Origin of the sequence: Leucobacter muris (genome assembly GCF_004028235.1) — a bacterium.
In the GTDB taxonomy this organism is placed as follows: Bacteria; Actinomycetota; Actinomycetes; order Actinomycetales; family Microbacteriaceae; genus Leucobacter; species Leucobacter muris.
Map to the genome: position 1 here is coordinate 1184014 of NZ_CP035037.1, position 17868 is coordinate 1201881.

The following is a 17868-nucleotide window of genomic DNA, read 5'->3' on the forward strand; positions in this document are numbered from 1 at the left end:
CGCAGGGCGTCTCGTGGCTCAGCTCGACCTTCATCAACGTGGTCGTGATCCTCGCCTACGTCTGGATCTGGGCGGGCTTCGCGATGGTGATGATCGCCTCGGGGCTCTCGGCCATGGACCGCTCGCTGCAGGAGGCCGCCCGCACCGACGGTGCGAGCGAGTGGCAGGTCTTCACCCGCATCACGGCCCCCCTGCTCGCGCCCGTGCTGGTGGTGGTGTTCGTCACGCTCATCATCAACGTGCTGAAGATCTTCGATCTCGTCTACGTGATCCCGCCGGGCGCCTCGAAACCCGCGGCGAACGTGATCGCGGTGGAGATGTGGACGGTCTCGTTCGGCGGTGGCAGCAACCAGGGTCTGGGGTCGGCGCTCGCGATCCTGCTGCTCGTGCTCGTGCTGCCCTCGATGATCATCAACGTCCGCAGATTCCGAGAGGAGAGGAGCCGATGAGCGTGGCATCCGCCCCGGGCAAGCCGACGGCCGGCCGGCGCATCGCCCGGATCGCGAGCCGAGGGCTCGTCAACGCGATCCTGCTGATCGTCGCCGTCTTCTGGCTCGTGCCCACGATCGGCCTGCTGCTCACCTCGTTCCGCAGCGCGGGCGACAACGCCTCGAGCGGCTGGTGGACGGTGCTGACGAAGCCGGCCGAGCTCACGATCGAGAACTACGCCAACCTGCTGTCGAACCCCGTGATCACCGGGTCGTTCTGGAACACGATCGTCATCGCGGTGCCGACGACGGTGCTCGTCGTCGTGCTCGGCGCGTTCGCCGCCTACGCGTTCGCGTGGCTGCACTTCCCGGGCCGCGACTGGCTGTTCATCGCCGTGATCGTGCTGCTCGCGGTGCCGCTGCAGGTGGCGCTGATCCCGCTCGCGCGCCTCTTCGGATCGCTCGGCATCTTCGGCAGCGTGCTGGGGGTGATCCTGTTCCACACGGCATTCGGCCTGCCGTTCGCGATCTTCCTGCTGCGCAACTTCTTCATCCAGGTGCCGGAGGAGATGCTCGAGGCGGCCCGCATCGACGGTGCGAGGGACTGGAGGATCTTCTTCCAGATCATGATGCCCCTCGCGCTGCCCGCGATCGCCTCGCTCGCCATCTTCCAGTTCCTCTGGACCTGGAACGACATGCTGGTGGCGCTGATCTTCACGAACACCGACTCGCAGCCGCTCACTGTTGCGATCCAGTCACAGCTGCGTCAATTCGGTGCGAACATCGACGTGCTCTCAGCCGGGGCGTTCCTCTCCATGCTGGTTCCGCTGATAGTGTTTTTCGCGTTCCAGCGATACTTCGTACAAGCACTGCTGGCGGGGGTCGCAGAAGTAGCTTCCGGAAGGGCACACCGTTTGATCGACCGCTACGACGCCTACCTGTTCGACCTGGACGGGGTGATCACACCGACCGTCGACCTGCACATGCGGGCGTGGGCCGAGACCTTCGACCGCCTGTTCGCCGCCCTGGGGGAGGCTCCGTACCGCGAGAGCGACTACTACGAGTCGCTCGACGGTCGGCCCCGGTTCGAGGGGGTGGCCGCGCTGCTGCGCGCTCGCGGCATCTCCCTGCCGCAGGGCGAACCCGGCGACGACGGCTACGAGAGCGTGATCGGCGTCGGCAACCGCAAGAACGGCGCCTTCACCGAGGTGCTGCAGCGCGACGGCATCGACCCCTACCCGGGATCGCTGCTGCTGCTCGACCGTCTCGCCGAGCTGGAGCGCCCCCTCGCGGTGGTCTCGAGCTCGCGCAACGCGGAGGCCGTGCTGCGGGCCGCGGGGCTGCGGGATCGCTTCGCCGCCGTGGTGGACGGCGTCGTCGCCGAGCGGGAGGGACTGCCCGGCAAGCCGGCGCCCGACACCTTCCTGAGGGGCGCCGAGCTGCTCGGCGCGGCCCCCGAGCGCACCGCCGTGTTCGAAGACGCCGCTTCGGGCGTCGCCGCGGCGCGCGCGGGCGGATTCGGCCTGGTGGTGGGCGTCGATCGCGGCGCCGGGGGAGCAACGCTCACGGCGGCGGGAGCCGACACCGTGGTCACGGATCTGGAGGAGCTTGCACGATGAACCCCGAACTCTTCGACATCCCGGTCGAGAACCTGCACCGCGACTTCGGCGAGGATCCCTGGCGCCTCGTGGTGCGCGGCATCGATCCCGAACTCGCGGGGCAGGACGAGACGCTGTTCTCGCTCGCGAACGGCTACCTCGGCCTGCGCGGCAACCACGAGGAGGGCCTGCCGCTCGGCAGCCACGGCACCTTCATCAACGGCCTGCACGAAACCTGGCGCATCCGCCACGCCGAGAACGCCTACGGCTTCGCGGAGCACGGGCAGACGATCGTCAACGTGCCCGACATGAAGACGATCCGCATCTACGTCGACGACGAGCGGCTCAACCTCGAGTCGTCAGAGATCCTCGATGTGCAGCGCATCCTCGACCTGCGCGCCGGCACGCTCACCCGCACGCTGCTGTGGCTCACCCCGACGGGCAAGCGGGTGCGGGTGGAGACGCGGCGCATGGTGTCGTTCACGTCGCGGCACCTGGCGACGCTCGAGATGCGCGTCACGGTGCTCGACGCCGACGCCGATCTCACCCTGTCGAGCCTCGTCGTCAATCGCCAGGATCTGCGGCGCGTGCACACCGAGCGGGCCGCGACCGGCATGGCGGACCCCCGCAAGAGCGAGCAGCTGACCGAGCGCATCCTCGATCCGGGGCCCGCGCGCCACGAGGGCGGCCGCAGCGTGCTGAGCTACCGCGTGCACGACTCCGGCATGACCATGGGCGTGGGAGTCGACCACGATTTCGACGGCGGCGACGAGAACGAGTGGCAGACCCGCGTCGAAACCTCCTCGGACCGCGTGCGGCACCTGTTCCAGGGCACCGCCAGACAGGGGCGCACGGTTCGCCTCGTCAAGACCGCGGCCTACCACTCCTCGGCGACGGCCGGTCCGGAGGAGCTGCTCGACCGCTGCGTGCACACGCTCGCGAAGGTCGCGGCCGAGCCGCCCGAGCTGCGCTGGGAGCGGCAGCGGGACTTCCTGGCCGAGTTCTGGGAGCGCAGCGACGTGCAGGTCGAGGCCGAGCCCGGCGTGCAGCAGGCGATCCGCTGGAACCTGTTCCAGCTCGCCCAGGCATCAGCCCGCGCCGACGGGCGCGGCATCGCCGCCAAGGGCCTCACCGGTTCCGGGTACAGCGGCCACTACTTCTGGGACTCCGAGATCTACGTGCTGCCGTTCCTGACGTACACCACCCCGCTGTGGGCCCGCAACGCGCTGCGCGCCCGCGAGCGGATGCTGGAGCAGGCGAGGCGCCGGGCGGTGACGCTGAACGAGGACGGTGCGCTGTTCCCCTGGCGCACCATCAACGGCGAGGAGGCGAGCGCCTACTACGCGGCCGGCACCGCCGCTTACCACATCAACGCCGACGTCACATACGCGCTGGCCCGCTACGTCTTCGCGACGGGCGACCTCGAGTACCTGCTGTCGGGAGCGTGCGACGTCCCCGTCGAGACGGCGCGGCTCTGGCGCAGCCTGGGGTTCTGGCGCACCGACCGCGACGGGGTGAGGCGCTTCCACATCCACGGTGTGACCGGCCCCGACGAGTACACCACCGTGGTCAACGACAACCTCTTCACCAACGTGATGGCGCGCTTCAATCTGCGAGTCGCGGCGCACATGGTGCGCCGGCTCGAGCAGGAGGCCCCCGAGGTGTACGCCGAGCTGCTGGACCGCCTGCGCCTCGACCCCGACGAGGTCGTGGCGTGGGAGGAGGCGGCCGACGCGATGAACGTGCCCTACTCGGAGGAGATGGGCATCCACCCGCAGGATGCGCACTTCCTCGACCGCGAGGTCTGGGACCTCGCCGCGACCCCGCCCGAGCAGAAGCCGCTGCTGCTGCACTTCCACCCGCTCGTGATCTACCGCTTCCAGGTGCTCAAGCAGGCCGACGTGGTGCTGGCGCTGCTGCTCGCGAGCGAGGAGTTCACCCGCGAGGAGAAGCGCAACGACTTCGAATACTACGACGCGCTCACCACGGGCGACTCGACGCTCTCGGCCGTCGTGCAGTCGATCATCGCGGCCGAGGTCGGCTACCCCGAGCTCGCGTACCGCTACTTCGAGCACGCGCTGCGCGTCGATCTCGACAACCTGCACCGCAACTCGGCCGACGGTGTGCACATCGCCTCGACCGGCGGCGTCTGGATGACGCTCGTGCAGGGCTTCGCGGGGCTGCGCGACGCGGCCGGGCGCCAGCTGAGCTTCGACCCCAGGCTGCCGGGTCACTGGGACTCCCTGCGCTTCAAACTGGTCTGGCGGGGGCGCCGCATCGCGGTGGAGCTGCGCCGGCGCAGCATCGCCTTCGAGATGGTCGAGGGCGACACCCCCGTCTCGGTGAGCGTGCGGGGCGAGCGCTTCGACGTCGAGCCGGGGCAGCGGCGCGAGGTGCTTCTCGCGGATCAGGGCCCGAACCTCGGTCCGTTCCGCGGCCTTTCGGCCGGGATGCTGCCGAGGGAGGGCGACACGGGCACCCTGCCGCCGCTCTACCCCGACGTGCCCACGGTCACCACCGAGATCCCGACGCGCGAGTACTCCGAGATCTGAGCCCGCTCCCTTCGACAGGCTCAGAGGCTGATCGAAGGGGGCGGGGCCGGGTCGCGGGGCTCAGGCAGCGGCTCGGGCGGGGAGTAGGATGGATGTGTTACGAGCCGAGTGATGACGGTCGGCTGAGGCGAACGGGGAGCATTCGCCGTTCGACCGCTGCGGCTGACGCCGCGGCCTGATGGAGTGAAACGAAAGGTAGGGGCATCGTGACGTATGTGATCGCTCTTCCGTGCGTCGACGTGAAGGATCGCGCCTGCGTCGACGAGTGCCCGGTCGACTGCATCTACGAGGGCGAGCGCTCGCTCTACATCCACCCTGACGAGTGCGTCGACTGCGGAGCATGCGAACCGGTCTGCCCGGTCGAGGCCATCTACTACGAAGACGATCTGCCCGAGGAATGGGCCGACTACTACAAGGCCAACGTCGAGTTCTTCGACGAGGTCGGGTCGCCGGGCGGTGCGGCGAAGGTCGGGGTCTACGACTTCGACCACCCCATCATCGCGGCCCTGCCGCCGCAGGGCGAGTAGCCGCATGCGCGGACCGCTTCCCGACTACCCCTGGGACGCGATGGCGCCCTATGCCGAGCAGGCGGCGCGCCATCCCGGTGGCGCGCTGAACCTGTCGGTCGGATCGCCCGTGGATCCCGCGCCGCAGGGCGTGCGCGACGCGCTCGCCGCCGCGACCGACGCCCACGGCTACCCGACGACCGCGGGCGCCCCCCGGCTGCGGGAGGCGATCGTCGATTGGTTCGTGCGCCGACGCGGCGTGACCGTCGAGCCTGCCGCGGTGCTGCCCACCGTCGGCTCGAAAGAGCTGGTCGCCTTGATGCCCTTCCTGCTCGGTCTGGGCGCGGGGGAGGCGGTGGCCTTCCCGCGGGTCGCCTACCCCAGCTACGCCATGGGCGCGGCGCTCGTCGGCGCCGACGCGATCCCCGCCGACGACCCCGCCGACTGGCCCGAGCACACCCGCCTCGTCTGGATCAACTCGCCCTCGAATCCCGACGGCCGTGTTCTGGGCGTCGACGCGCTGCGCGCCGCCGTCGAGCGCGCCCGCGAGCTCGGCGCCGTGATCGTCGGCGACGAGTGCTACGCCGAGTTCGGGTGGCAGGCGCCCTGGGACGCCGAGCGCATCCCCTCGATCCTCGACCCCCGCGTCGTCGGCGACGACCACAGCGGGGTGCTCGCCGCCTACTCGCTGAGCAAGCAGTCGAACCTCGCCGGCTACCGCGCCGCGTTCGTGGCCGGCGATCCCGAACTCATCGACCGTCTGCTCACCGTGCGCAAGCACGCCGGCCTCATGGTGCCCGCGCCCGTGCAGGCCGCCATGATCGCCGCCCTCGGCGACGAGGTCCACGTCGCCGAGCAGCGCGATCGATACCGCGCGCGCCGCGACGTGCTGCTGCCCGCGCTCGAAGCCGCGGGCTACCGCGTCGAGGGCAGCGAGGCCGGCCTCTACCTCTGGGCGACCCGCGGTGCCGACGCCTGGGACGCCGTGGCCGAGTTCGCCGAGCTCGGCATCGTCGTCGGGCCGGGCCACTTCTACGGATCCCACTCGCCGAAGCACGTGCGCCTCGCGCTCACCGCGAGAGACGAAGCGATCACCGAGGCGGCGCAGCGCATCCGCGAGGCCTCCGCCGCCTGACGGCGCATGCCGGTCGAATCGCAATTTGCTCGACGTCAAGATACCCTAGGTGGCGGCACAGCGAATCGTCGGTGTGCACGTTTGCTCCGAACGGAGCCGATAGGGTGATAAGAACGAGGGCGTCTATCCGAAGCCTTCCCCGTATGAGACCTCACGAGGAGACGACGTGACCGATTCGACTCAGCAGCAGGGCCCGGCCACCGCGAAGCTCACCTTCCCCGGAGGGGAGGCCGAGTTCCCCATCCTCGAGTCGGTCGAGGGGCACTCCGCCATCGACGTCAGCACTCTCACCAAGCAGACCGGGTACACCGCTCTCGACTACGGCTTCGTCAACACCGCCTCCACCAAGTCGGCCATCACCTACATCGACGGCGAAGAGGGCGTGCTGCGCTACCGCGGCTACCCGATCGAAGAGCTCGCCCGCAACTCCACCTTCCTCGAGGTCGCCTACCTGCTCATCTACGGCGAGCTGCCCAGCTCCGATGAGCTCGCGGCCTTCGACGACGAGATCCGCCGCCACACCCTGCTGCACGAAGACATGCGCTACTACTTCGAGGGCGTGCCCCACACCGCGCATCCCATGGCGGTGCTGTCGGGCGGCCTGCAGACCATGTCGACCTACTACGAGAGCTCGCTCGACACCACTGTGCCCGAGTTCGTCGAGGTGAACACGATCCGCCTGCTCGCGAAGCTGCCGGTGCTGGCCGCCTACGCGCACAAGAAGTCGATCGGCCAGGCCTTCCTCTACCCGAAGAACTCGCTCGGCTTCGTCGAGAACTTCCTGCGCCTCAACTTCGGCAACAAGGCCGAAGACTACGAGATGAACCCCGTGCTCGTCGACGCGCTCGACAAGCTGCTCATCCTGCACGCCGACCACGAGCAGAACGCCTCGACCTCGACCGTGCGCCTCGTCGGCTCGACCGGCGCCAACATGTTCTCGTCGGTCTCGGCCGGCATCAACGCGCTCTCGGGCCCCCTGCACGGCGGAGCCAACGAGGCCGTGCTCGACATGCTCGCCCAGATCCGCGACTCCGGCCAGAGCGTCGAGACCTTCGTCGAGAAGGTCAAGCGCAAAGAAGACGGCGTCAAGCTCATGGGCTTCGGGCACCGCGTCTACAAGAACTACGACCCGCGCGCCCGCATCGTCAAGGAGAGCGCCAGCCGCGTGCTCGAAGAGCTCGGCGTCAACGACCCCCTGCTCGGCCTCGCGCAGGAGCTCGAGCAGATCGCGCTCGAAGACGACTACTTCAAGGAGCGCAAGCTCTACCCCAACGTCGACTTCTACACCGGCGTGATCTACAAGGCGATGGGCTTCCCCACGCGCATGTTCACCGTGCTGTTCGCCATCGGCCGCCTGCCGGGCTGGATCGCCCAGTGGCGCGAGGCCCGCGACGACGCGCAGACCAAGATCGGCCGCCCCCAGCAGCTGTACACCGGGTCGGCAGAGCGCCGCCTCGGCCGCTAGCGGTTCGCCGCGCCATCCCCGAGCCCGGCGAAAGGTGGGCTCGGGTCTCGCGTATGCCCTGAGCCCGTGAAGGGTGCATGTGCGTTGAGTCGGCCTGTTCGTATCGAGTCGGCCTACGATTCGCGCGAATTCCCGGCCGTGTCGGTCGGAGTAGGCCGACTCGGCGGGTGGGGACTGGTGATCGCCCGAGAACGTTCAGACGGCGCCGGGGCGCACCGCGTCGGCGACCACCGACGCCGTCTTTCAAGCGTGCAGCTCGGAGTTGAGCTCGATGCCGGCGCCCTCGCGGGGCAGCGCCTCCACTCCGCCGGTGCGCGAGTTGCGGCGGAACAGCAGCTGCGGCAGACCCGACAGCTCGACCGCCTTCACCTCGACGGGCTCGCCGTTCGAGTCGATGGTGCCCTTCGGCAGCACGACCTTGGTGCCCGCGGTCACGTAGAGGCCCGCCTCGACGACGCTGTCGTCGCCCAGCGAGATGCCGATGCCCGAGTTCGCGCCGAGCAGCGCGCGCTCGCCGATGGTGATGCGCTGCGTGCCGCCGCCCGAGAGGGTGCCCATGATCGAGGCGCCGCCGCCGATGTCGGAGCCGTCGCCCACCACGACGCCCTGCGAAATGCGTCCCTCGACCATCGAGGCCCCGAGCGTGCCCGCGTTGAAGTTCACGAAGCCCTCGTGCATCACGGTCGTGCCCGGCGCAAGGTGGGCGCCGAGCCGCACGCGCGACGTGTCGGCGATGCGCACGCCCTGGGGCACGACGTAGTCGGTGAGCCGCGGGAACTTGTCGAGGCCGACCGCGGTGATGCCCGCGCGCTTCAGCCGCGGCAGACGCGCCGCGTAGACGTCGGGCAGCATCGGGCCGGCGGTCGTCCAGGCCACGTTGGGCAGCTTGCCGAAGATGCCGTCGAGGTTGATCGAGTTGGGCCGCACCAGGCAGTGCGACAGCAGATGCAGGCGCAGGTAGGCGTCCTCGGTGGAGGCCGGGGCCGCGTCGAGATCGATCTCCACGTTCACGGGGCGCAGCTCCACGCCGCGCAGCTCGTCGGCGCCTGCGAGCTCCTCGAGCTCCGCTGGGGCGACCCAGCGATCGCGATCCGCGGGGCGTTCGCCCAGCGCGGGCGAGGGGAACCATGCGTCGAGAACCGTGCCGTCGGCGGCGGTGGTGACGATACCGGCGGACCATGCAGAGCGAGAGTCAGTCATGCCTTCCAGGCTACCGTGACCGCGCCGCGCCGATGCATCATCCGGGGCGCCGGGAACGCGCTCCGACGCGGGAGACTAGGCTGGATCGGGTGAATGCCGATCCGTCTCCCGCGCCCCGCCTCGATCCCGCCCTCGGCGCGGTCGAGCTCACCCGTCAGCTGTGCGACATCCCGTCGGTCTCCGGCGACGAACGGGCGATCGCCGACGCCGTCGAGGCCGTACTCCGCGAGCGGGCGCCGCACCTGAGCGTCACCCGCGATGGCGACACGATCATCGCGCGCACCGAGTTGGGTCGCGAGCGCCGTGTCGCCATCGCCGGGCACCTCGACACGGTGCCCATCAACGACAACCTGCCGGTGCGCGACGAGCTCGACGCGGCGACCGGGGAGACGATGATCCGCGGGCGGGGCACGGTCGATATGAAGGCCGGGGTGGCGGTGCAGCTGCTGCTCGCCGTCGAACTCGCCGAGCCCGCGGTCGACCTGACCTGGATCTGGTACGACCACGAGGAGGTCGCGTCCGACCTGAGCGGACTCGGCCGCGCCATGCGCCATCACCCGCGGCTCTTCGCGGCCGACTTCGCGATCCTCGGCGAACCCTCGAACGGCACCATCGAGGGCGGCTGCAACGGCACGCTGCGAGCGCGCGTCACCATGCACGGCAGGCGCGCTCACTCGGCGCGCAGCTGGATGGGAGTGAACGCGATCCAGCGCGCCGGGGCGTTGCTCGACCGGCTGGCCCGTTACGAGGCGGAGCGCATCGTGGTCGACGGTCTCGAGTACCGCGAGGGACTGAACGCGGTGCGCATCGAGGGCGGCGTCGCGGGCAACGTCATCCCCGATCGCTGCAGCTTCGAGGTCAACTACCGCTTCGCGCCGAGCCGCTCGACCGACGAGGCCGAGCGGGTGGTGCGCGACTTCTTCTCGGACGCCGACGAGGTGGAGATCGTGGATCTCGCGCCCGGGGCGCGGCCCGGCCTCGACGCGCCGCTCGCGCGCCGCTTCGTGGAGGCCGTCGGCGTGGAGCCCAACGCGAAGTTCGGGTGGACCGACGTGGCCCGCTTCTCGGCGCTCGGCATCCCCGCGGTCAACTTCGGCCCCGGCGACCCGCTGCTCGCCCACGCGGACGACGAGCGGGTGCCGGTGAGTCAGATCGAGTTCACCGAGCGGGCCCTGCGCGCCTGGCTGCAGGCGAGTGAGGCGTAACCAGGGGTAAGCGGGTTGGCCCTCTTCGGCGGTGGCCCGATAAACTAGACATCAACCATAACTTTCGAGGAGGCGTCATGGCTGCAATGAAACCGAGGACTGGGGACGGACCCATGGAGGCGGTTCGCGAGAGTCGGCTGATCGTGGTGCGCGTACCGCTCGAGGGCGGCGGACGCCTCGTGGTGTCGGTCAACGACCAGGAGGCCACCGAACTGCGAGACGTGCTCTCGTCCGTGCTCGACGGCTGAGCCGGTCGAAGGCTAGGCGCTCGGCAGTAGCAGAACGGAGGGGGCTCGGAATCGATGATTCCGAGCCCCCTCCGTTCTGCGTTTCGCCGGCCTCGGATCAAGAGAGTGAGCGCCGATCCCGCCGACCCCTGCACCCGCAGGCGCCCGGCCCGCAGGTCACCGATCCCGCCTGCTCCGAGCCGTCGGCTCCTGAGCCCGTCGAGGAGTTCAGCCGTCGAGCCGCACGAGCGTCAGCACGCCGTCGCCGGTGGGTGAGAGCATCGGGGCGATCGCCGGGGACTCGGCCACGAGGGCGAGCAGGTCGCGGCACGCGACGGCGGCCTCGTCGCGAGCTGCGGGGTCGGGCACGCGGCCGTGCGCGAAGATACCGGGCACGACGATGCAGCCGCCCGGGCGCACGATGCCGAGCGCGTGCTCGAAGTGCTCGAGCAGCTGCCCGGGGTCGGCGTCGAGCAGCACGAGATCGTAGGCGCCGAGGTTCAGCCGCGGCATCACATGGCGGGCGTCGCCCTCGACCAGCCGCAGTCGAGACGACGGCACGCCGGCCTCGGCCAACACACCGCGGGCCTCGCGCAGGTGCTCGGGCTCGATCTCGATCGAGGTGAGGGTCGCCTCGGGAGCGTAGCGCAGCAGTGCGAGGCCGCTCACGCCGACCCCCGTGCCCACCTCGCAGACGGCCTGCGCACGGGTCAGCGCCGTGAGCGCCGAGAGCTGCGCCGCGGTGGAGCGACTGACCGGCTCGAGCCCGAGTTCGAGCGAGAGGCGCCGAGCGCGGACGATCGCGTCGGTCTCACCCGGGTACTGCTCGGCGTACTGCCAGTTGCGTTCGAGCTTGCTCACGTTCTCCTCCGGTGTCCGAGGCGCCGCAGCGCCGGTGACTCTAGCGTAGCGCGACCTCCGAGGGGTGCTCCGAGCGCTACGATAGTTGTTGATGGGCCTCACAATCGACAAAATCCTGGTGATCTTGGTGATCGCCATGTTTGTGCTGGGCCCCGACCGGCTGCCGGTCTACGCGAAGAAGCTCGGCGAGTTCGTGCGCGGCGCGAAGCGCATGGCCGACGGGGCGAAGGATCGCCTGCGCGACGAGATGGGGCCCGAGTTCGACGAGGTCGACTGGAAGCAGCTCGATCCGCGTCAGTACGATCCTCGCCGCATCATCCGCGACGCGCTCGTCGAGGATGAGCGCGAGGCTCGGGCAGCGGCTCGGCGGGCGAGGCTCGCCGAAGCCGCTCAGAACCGGCGCGCGGCCTCCGGGGCCGTCGCGGGCGAGCAGGTCGATGAACGTGGGGGGCTCCACTTCGACGAGGAGGCCACGTGAGCCACCCCCATGCCGGGCACGCTGAAGCGGAAACGAGTTTGCGTGCTCAGCTCGGCGCATCCGATCGGGAGTTCAACGAGATCCTCTACGCTCTCAACACCTCCTCGATCATCGCGGTCACCGACCGGCGCGGCATCATCCTCCACGTGAACGACCGTTTCTGCGAGATATCCCAGTACTCCCGCGACGAGCTGGTCGGCCAGACCCACCGCATCATCAACTCCGGTCGGCATCCGAAGGAGTTCTTCCAGGAGATGTGGCGGGTGATCGGCCGCGGCGACGTGTGGAAGGGCGAGCTCTGCAACCGCGCCAAAGACGGCAGCGAGTACTGGGTCGACACCACGATCATCCCACTGCTCGACGATCGCGGTCGCCCCGAGCGCTACATCGCGATCCGCACCGAGGAGACGAAGCGTCACCTCGCCGAGGAGCAGGCGCGCAGGCTCGCGTTCTACGACCGCGCGACCGGTCTGCCCAACCGAGTGTCGATGCTGCGCGAGATCGACGCCGACATCGAGCAGAAGCCGGGATGCCAGCTGAGCGGCTTCATCGCGGTCAGTGCCGACGATCTGTCGGTCGTCAACGACGCGTTCGGGTACGCGGTGGGGGACCGGCTGCTGCTCCACGCATCGCAGCAGCTCTGCACGCTCGGCATCGAGGACGCGTGCGTGGCGCGCATCGGCTCCAACACCTTCGGTATCCTGCTGCCGCACATCGGCAGCGACCACCGGCTCGTCGAGCAGCGGGCCGCCGAGGCGGTCGACCGGGTGCTCGGTGCGCTGACGGGCCCCGTCAACCTCGGATCCGGCGTGGTCGTCGACACCTCTGCGAGCGTCGGCTACGTGGTGTGGGCCGCCCCCGGCATCAGGCAGCGCCACCAGGATCAGGAAGGCGACACGGCCGGCACCGACGGCTACATCGAGACCACCGATCCGCACGAGGTGATCAAGTGCGCCGATATCGCCCGCAAGCGCGCACGGCGCGCCGGTGGGCAGCGACGCCTGCGGCTGTTCCGGCAGAGCATGCTCGACGACGCGCAGCAGCGCGTGAGCCTGGTCTCCGAGCTGCGGCGCGGCATCGAGCGCGGTGAACTGCGGCTGTTCTCCCAGCCGATCGTCGACCGCGACCGCCGCGTGATCGGCGAGGAAGGGCTCATCCGGTGGCTCAGTCCCGAGCGCGGGCTCGTGCCGCCCGGCGGGTTCATCCCGCTGGCCGAGCAGACCGGCATCATCGTCGAAATCGGCGAGTGGGTGCTCGAGGAGGCCTGCCGCGTGCTCGCCGCCTGGAAACGCGAGCCGGAGCGCCGCGAACTCACCTTCTCGGTGAACCTGAGCGAACGGCAGCTGCGCGTCGACGACTTCACCGAGCGCGTGCGCGCGATCATCGCGCGTCACGGCATCGCCCCGGGTCGTCTGAAGTTCGAGCTGACCGAGAGTGTGCTGCACACCGACCTCGACCGCACGATCCGCCTGCTGTCGCTGCTGCGAGCCGAGGGGGTGCTCTCGTCGCTCGACGATTTCGGCACCGGCTACTCGTCGCTGAGCTACCTGCGGCATTTGCCCGTGCAACAGCTCAAGATCGACCGCTCCTTCGTCTCGGCCGTGGTCGACGACGAACCGGCGACGGCGATCGCACGCACCATCGTGCAGCTCGGACGCACCTTCGACCTGCAGGTCGTCGCCGAGGGCGTCGAGACCGAGGAGCAGTTCGAACGTTTGCGCGATCTCGGCGTCGACGCGTTCCAGGGGTTCCTGTTCGCCCGCCCCCGGCCCGTCGACGAAACGCTCCGCGAGCTGAACTCCGCGGGGTGAGCCTCACCCCGCGGCATGGCCTGAACCGGTCCAGAGCCGCCGCAGCGGCCGCGCCTCAGCGCGGAGCGATCCCGAGCGACCTGCCGGCCAGACTGCGGCCCTGACCCACGATCGCGCGCGCGATCCTGATCACCTCGGCCGCCGCGGGATCCTCGGGCGTCGCGAGCACCGCGGGTTCACCGCGGTCGCCCCCCTCGCGGAACGCGGGGCTGAGCGGCACACTGCCGAGCAGTGGCACCTCGCCGTGCTCGTCGTCGCTCAGACGCTGCGCCACCAGCCGGCCGCCGCCGCTGCCGAAGACGTCGACCACACTGCCGTCGGGCTGCACGAGACCCGCCATGTTCTCGACCACGCCGATCACGCGCTGGCCCGTCTGGCGCGCGACGAGCGCGCTGCGCACCGCTACGTCGGCCGCGGCCTCCTGCGGGGTCGTCACCACGAGCACCTCGGCCTGGGGCAGCAACTGCCCCACGCTGATCGCGATGTCGCCCGTGCCGGGAGGCAGATCGAGCAGCAGGACGTCGAGATCGCCGAACCACACGTCGCGCAGAAACTGCTCGATCGTGCGGTGCAGCATCGGCCCCCGCCACGAGACGGCCGTGGTGCGGGGGTCGGCGTCGCCCAGGAACATGCCGATCGACACGGTCTTCACGCCGTGCGCCACGGGCGGCAGGATCATGTCGTCGAGGCGCGTCGGCTGCTCGGTGCGCCCCTCGCGGCTCAGCCCCAGGATGCCCGGGATCGAGAAGCCGAACACGTCGGCGTCGACGAGCCCGACCGAGAGTCCCTGCTGCGCGAGTGCGACGGCGAGCCCAGCCGTCAGCGATGACTTGCCCACACCGCCCTTGCCGCTCGTCACCGCGATCACCCGCGTGAGCGAGTCGGGCCCGAACTGCTGCGGGCGCGCTCCGCGGTCGCCGCGCACGCGCTCCACGAACGCCTTGCGCTCGGCCGGGGACATCACGCCCACCACGACCTCGGCCGACGAGACGCCGGGCGCCGACTGCGCCGCCTCGAGCGTGTCGGCCTCGATGCGGCGGGCCGCCGGGCAGCCCGCGATGGTGAGCAGGATCGAGACCGTCGCCCGGCCCTCGGCGTCCACGCGCACGTCGCGCACCATGCCGAGCTCGGTGATGGGGCGCAGGATCTCGGGATCCCGCACCCGGTCGAGCGCGGCGCGAACCGCGGCCTCAGCGCTCCCGGTCATCCCTGTCCTCGAGATCCGGCCGCCCGTCGGCACCGTCGCGTCCGTCGGCCTTGTCGCGCCCGTCGGTATCATGCGCTCCGGCGTCGCCGCGCCCGTCGGCGTCGCGCCCACCGGCCGGCGAGAGCGGAGCCTCGCCCGGATCCGGATCCTCGACCACGAACGAGTCCTCCTCGGCCTCGCGCTCCTCCTCGAGCTCCGCCAGCAGCGAGCGCAGCTCCGCTCGGATGAAATCGCGATCCGGCAGATCCTTCAGCGCGATGCGCAGCGCCACCACCTCGCGGGCGAGGAACTCCGTGTCGGCGAGATTGCGCTCGGCGCGCTGCCGATCCTGCTCCATCTGCACGCGGTCGCGGTCGTCCTGCCGATTCTGAGCGAGCAGGATCATGGGCGCCGCATACGACGCCTGCAGCGAGAGGATCAGCGTGAGCGCCGTGAAGCCGAGCGCCGCCGAATCGAAACGCACCCACTCCGGGCCCCACGTGTTCCAGGCCAGCCACGCCATGCAGAACAGCGTCAGCATCAGCAGGAACCACGGCGTGCCCATGCCGCGCGCGATGCTCTCCGTCCAGCGGCCGAAACGCTCGTGCCCCCTCGCGCCTCCGAGCGCGCCGCGGCCCGCGCGCGCGCCCGCCGAGAGCGGCGCGTCGAGGCCTGGATCCCGCTTGAACAGACTCATCGGCGCCCGCCCTGCGAAGCGGAGGAACGCGGGGCCTCGTCGTCGGCGTGACGCCAGTCGTCGGGCAGCAGATGATCGAGCACGTCGTCGACCGTCACCACACCTACGAGGCGGTGCTGCTCGTCGACCACCGGGATCGCGACGAGGTCGTAGCTCGCGATGCGGCGCGACACCTCGGCGGCGCTCGCATCGACCGTGACCGGCTCGATCTCGGTGTCGATCAGCGCCACCATGCGCTCGTGCGGCGGGAAGCGCAGCATGCGCTGGAAGTGGGCCATGCCGATGTACTCGCCCGTGGGCGTCTCGTACGGGGGATGGGTGACGTAGACGGCCGAGGCCATGGCGGGCGGGATCTCGGCGCGGCGGATCATCGCGAGGCCCTCGGCGACGCTCGACTCGCCCGACAGCACGATCGGCGCGGGGCTCATTAGGCCGCCGGCCGTGTCGGCGTCGTACTCGAGCAGGCGGCGCACGTCCTCCGCCTCCTCGGGCTCCATGAGGTCGAGCAGCTCCTCGCCCTTCGCCGCGGGCAGCGCGGAGATGAGGTCTGCCGCGTCGTCCGGCTCCATGCGGTCGAGCACGTCGGCAGTGCGGTCCGGGGGCAGCTGCGCCAGCAGCGCCAGCTGATCCTGCTCGCTCATCTCCTCGAGCGCGTCGGCCACGCGCTCATCGGCGAGCTCGTCGATGACCTCGAGCATGCGGTGCTGCGGCAGCTCGAGCAGCGCCTCGGCGAGGTCGGCCGGCTTGAGGTCGACCATCGTCTGGATGAGCAGCTCGGCCGACTGCGCCGACTCGCTCGAACTCGGCAGCACCAGATCCGACCAGCGCACGATGCGCGAGTCGCCGCGGCTGAAGGGCGCCGCCGGCTTCGGCAGCCGCACGAACACCTCGGAGACCACCCACTCGCCCGTGCGAGTGCGCTCGATCGCGGCGTCCTCGATGCGGGCCGACAGCGGCTGCCCGCCCGCCTGCTCGGGGGCGAGCCGCACCTCGCGGCCGATGATCTCGGCGATCATGCGCGTCTCGCCGCCGCGCTGCTCGAAGCGGCGCACGTTGATGAGGCCCGTCGTGATGACCTGGCCGGAGCCGATCGAGGTCACCCGGCCGATCGGCACGAACACGCGCCGCTTGCCTGGGATCTCGACGATCAGGCCGACCACGCGCGGCGCGCTCGCCGCCCGGAAGACGACGAGCACATCGCGCACCTTGCCGATCCGATCCCCGACAGGATCGAACACCCCGCGCCCGGCGAGGCGCCCGACGAAGACCCGCGTAGTACTCACACCCTCTAGCGTAGTGGGCCGGGGCTCCGCGGTGAGAGAATAGGGGCATGAGTACTCCCGGCCCCCTCTCCTCCTCGCGCGCCCCGCTGATGCCCGAGATCCCGCAGGGCGAGATCGTCTCCACCTACGACCGCTACGAAGATGCGAAGCACGCCGTCGACGTGCTCGCCCGCGCCAGCTTCCCCGTGCAGCGCATCAGCATCGTCGGCAACGACGTGCGCAGCGTCGAGCGGGTCACCGGGCGCCTCACCTACGGCCGCATCGCGCTGATGGGCGCGCTCTCGGGCGCCTACCTGGGCCTCTTCCTCGGCCTGCTGCTGTTCATCTTCCAGCCCGACAACGCCGGCATCTTCGGCGTGTTCATCGCGGCCGTGGTGATCGGCGCCGGCTTCGGCATGCTCTTCGGGGTGCTCTCGTACGCTATGAACCGCAACCGCCGCGACTTCTCGTCGGTCATGCAGATGGTCGCGACGCGGTACGACCTGATCGTAGAGCCTGACTTGCTTCACGAGGCCCGCCGCATCCTCGTGGAATCGGCGCAGAAGTAGCGCGGACACGATTGGGACACGATGACCCTGCGTGATTCAGTATGACGTCGGCCGATGCAGCCGTCGTGATTTCGGCGGTGGCGATCCTTGTGACCATCGCCATTGCACGCGCAGGCTGGGAGCGTGACCGTCGGGCAAGGAACGCAGAGATCCGCGGGCGATATGTCGGGCATCTCATCGCGATGATCGAGAGCCAATCAGAACCTCTGCTCGATCCCAGCTGGGACGGTGGGAGAACGATGGAAGGTGCAGCTCATCACGCCAGAGCCATCGCTGCTATGGCTTCGCTCGAGTCGAACGACAGAGATGTGGAACTGACGCTCTTCATAGCCCAGCAGGCGTACGCGCTGGGGGTGGAGTCAAAGGCATATCGATCGAGCCGAGAAGCTGTCGAGGACGCGGAACGCAACATCTTCGGGGCCCGCCGATCTGCGCTTCTACACGCGCGCGTGCTGCTCACTGAGGAGCTGTTCAAATGTCAGGAAGGTTCCATTGGCCGGCGTCGTCTGAAGAGCTTCTGGGCTTGCTACTGCGAAGCCCTGTTGCATCAGCACTCTCTACCCGATGCGGACGAGGACCGGTGATCACCCGCCGAAGACCTCGAGCGTCTCGAATCTTCAAGATCTGCACCACGTCGTGGTAACGTAGCTTCTAGCGGAGGGCACCGGTGTGCCCTCTCCGAGCCTCC

The 17868-nt window shown here is 69.8% G+C and carries 16 protein-coding genes and 1 pseudogene; 12 read left to right on the forward strand and 5 right to left on the reverse strand.

Annotated features, from left to right (window positions below; all coding sequences use genetic code 11):
• Positions 1-44 precede the first annotated feature (44 nt).
• The 6 genes from Leucomu_RS15465 (at position 45) to Leucomu_RS05570 (ending at position 7684) form a co-directional block, all read left to right on the forward strand.
• Positions 45-449, forward strand: coding sequence for a carbohydrate ABC transporter permease (locus Leucomu_RS15465; RefSeq protein WP_267128470.1), 405 nt, complete (start codon positions 45-47; stop codon positions 447-449).
• Positions 446-2047, forward strand: coding sequence for an HAD-IA family hydrolase (locus tag Leucomu_RS15820; RefSeq protein WP_323368306.1), 1602 nt, complete (start codon positions 446-448; stop codon positions 2045-2047). The genes Leucomu_RS15465 and Leucomu_RS15820 overlap by 4 nt, the downstream gene beginning before the upstream one ends.
• Positions 2044-4578: a glycoside hydrolase family 65 protein gene (locus Leucomu_RS05555; protein WP_128386590.1), complete on the forward strand. Its 2535-nt coding sequence runs from the start codon at positions 2044-2046 to the stop codon at positions 4576-4578. The genes Leucomu_RS15820 and Leucomu_RS05555 overlap by 4 nt, the downstream gene beginning before the upstream one ends.
• Before the next feature lie 206 nt (positions 4579-4784).
• Positions 4785-5105: a ferredoxin gene (gene fdxA, locus Leucomu_RS05560; protein ID WP_031290182.1), complete on the forward strand. Its 321-nt coding sequence runs from the start codon at positions 4785-4787 to the stop codon at positions 5103-5105.
• Positions 5106-5109: 4 nt separating this feature from the next.
• A complete protein-coding gene (gene dapC, locus Leucomu_RS05565; protein WP_128386591.1) occupies positions 5110-6219 on the forward strand; it encodes a succinyldiaminopimelate transaminase in 1110 nt (369 codons plus the stop codon).
• Positions 6220-6385: 166 nt separating this feature from the next.
• Positions 6386-7684, forward strand: a complete 1299-nt coding sequence (locus Leucomu_RS05570; protein WP_017884791.1) for a citrate synthase — start codon at positions 6386-6388, stop codon at positions 7682-7684.
• Positions 7685-7927: 243 nt separating this feature from the next.
• Here the strand turns inward: Leucomu_RS05570 and dapD are convergent, their stop codons facing one another.
• Complete coding sequence (gene dapD, locus Leucomu_RS05575; RefSeq protein ID WP_017884792.1) at positions 7928-8884, reverse strand: 2,3,4,5-tetrahydropyridine-2,6-dicarboxylate N-succinyltransferase; 957 nt, start codon at positions 8882-8884, stop codon at positions 7928-7930.
• A gap of 89 nt (positions 8885-8973) precedes the next feature.
• Here dapD and dapE point away from each other — a divergent pair, with 89 nt between their 5' ends.
• Both dapE and Leucomu_RS05585 read left to right on the forward strand, forming a co-directional pair.
• Positions 8974-10089, forward strand: a complete 1116-nt coding sequence (dapE, locus tag Leucomu_RS05580; protein ID WP_128386592.1) for a succinyl-diaminopimelate desuccinylase — start codon at positions 8974-8976, stop codon at positions 10087-10089.
• Between the two features lie 77 nt (positions 10090-10166).
• A complete protein-coding gene (locus tag Leucomu_RS05585; RefSeq protein WP_076623924.1) occupies positions 10167-10337 on the forward strand; it encodes a DUF3117 domain-containing protein in 171 nt (56 codons plus the stop codon).
• 207 nt (positions 10338-10544) lie between these two features.
• On the opposite strand, the gene Leucomu_RS05590 is transcribed toward Leucomu_RS05585, so the two are convergent.
• Complete coding sequence (locus Leucomu_RS05590) at positions 10545-11177, reverse strand: O-methyltransferase (protein WP_128386593.1); 633 nt, start codon at positions 11175-11177, stop codon at positions 10545-10547.
• Positions 11178-11268: 91 nt separating this feature from the next.
• On the opposite strand from Leucomu_RS05590, the gene Leucomu_RS05595 reads away from it, so the two are divergent.
• Together Leucomu_RS05595 and Leucomu_RS05600 are read left to right on the forward strand one after the other, a co-directional pair.
• Positions 11269-11655: a twin-arginine translocase TatA/TatE family subunit gene (locus Leucomu_RS05595; protein WP_017884796.1), complete on the forward strand. Its 387-nt coding sequence runs from the start codon at positions 11269-11271 to the stop codon at positions 11653-11655.
• A gap of 38 nt (positions 11656-11693) precedes the next feature.
• Positions 11694-13466, forward strand: a complete 1773-nt coding sequence (locus Leucomu_RS05600; RefSeq protein ID WP_128386594.1) for a putative bifunctional diguanylate cyclase/phosphodiesterase — start codon at positions 11694-11696, stop codon at positions 13464-13466.
• A 55-nt stretch (positions 13467-13521) separates the two neighbouring features.
• On the opposite strand, the gene Leucomu_RS05605 is transcribed toward Leucomu_RS05600, so the two are convergent.
• From Leucomu_RS05605 to Leucomu_RS05615, 3 genes and pseudogenes are all read right to left on the reverse strand, one after another.
• Positions 13522-14673, reverse strand: a complete 1152-nt coding sequence (locus tag Leucomu_RS05605) for an Mrp/NBP35 family ATP-binding protein (protein ID WP_128386595.1) — start codon at positions 14671-14673, stop codon at positions 13522-13524.
• A gap of 165 nt (positions 14674-14838) precedes the next feature.
• Positions 14839-15349, reverse strand: a pseudogene (locus tag Leucomu_RS05610) (DUF1003 domain-containing protein); the annotation flags it as partial.
• Positions 15346-16632 (reverse strand): magnesium transporter MgtE N-terminal domain-containing protein, encoded by a 1287-nt coding sequence (locus tag Leucomu_RS05615; protein ID WP_128386597.1) that lies wholly within the window; start codon positions 16630-16632, stop codon positions 15346-15348. The gene Leucomu_RS05615 and the pseudogene Leucomu_RS05610, both read right to left, overlap by 4 nt.
• Before the next feature lie 47 nt (positions 16633-16679).
• Here Leucomu_RS05615 and Leucomu_RS05620 point away from each other — a divergent pair, with 47 nt between their 5' ends.
• Positions 16680-17180, forward strand: a complete 501-nt coding sequence (locus tag Leucomu_RS05620; RefSeq protein WP_228407298.1) for a general stress protein — start codon at positions 16680-16682, stop codon at positions 17178-17180.
• Between the two features lie 41 nt (positions 17181-17221).
• A complete protein-coding gene (locus tag Leucomu_RS05625) occupies positions 17222-17764 on the forward strand; it encodes a hypothetical protein (RefSeq protein ID WP_128386598.1) in 543 nt (180 codons plus the stop codon).
• Positions 17765-17868: the final 104 nt, after the last annotated feature.

Excerpts from the sequence above, each read along its gene's own strand:
- dapD (WP_017884792.1), bottom strand. The coding sequence starts at position 8,884 with ATGACTGACTCTCGCTCTGCATGGTCCGCCGGTATCGTCACCACCGCC.
- Leucomu_RS05555 (WP_128386590.1), top strand. The coding sequence starts at position 2,044 with ATGAACCCCGAACTCTTCGACATCCCGGTCGAGAACCTGCACCGCGAC.
- Leucomu_RS05605 (WP_128386595.1), bottom strand. The coding sequence starts at position 14,673 with ATGACCGGGAGCGCTGAGGCCGCGGTTCGCGCCGCGCTCGACCGGGTG.
- dapC (WP_128386591.1), top strand. The coding sequence starts at position 5,110 with ATGCGCGGACCGCTTCCCGACTACCCCTGGGACGCGATGGCGCCCTAT.
- Leucomu_RS15820 (WP_323368306.1), top strand. The coding sequence starts at position 446 with ATGAGCGTGGCATCCGCCCCGGGCAAGCCGACGGCCGGCCGGCGCATC.
- Leucomu_RS05625 (WP_128386598.1), top strand. The coding sequence starts at position 17,222 with ATGACGTCGGCCGATGCAGCCGTCGTGATTTCGGCGGTGGCGATCCTT.
- Leucomu_RS05585 (WP_076623924.1), top strand. The coding sequence starts at position 10,167 with ATGGCTGCAATGAAACCGAGGACTGGGGACGGACCCATGGAGGCGGTT.
- Leucomu_RS05620 (WP_228407298.1), top strand. The coding sequence starts at position 16,680 with ATGAGTACTCCCGGCCCCCTCTCCTCCTCGCGCGCCCCGCTGATGCCC.
- Leucomu_RS05595 (WP_017884796.1), top strand. The coding sequence starts at position 11,269 with ATGGGCCTCACAATCGACAAAATCCTGGTGATCTTGGTGATCGCCATG.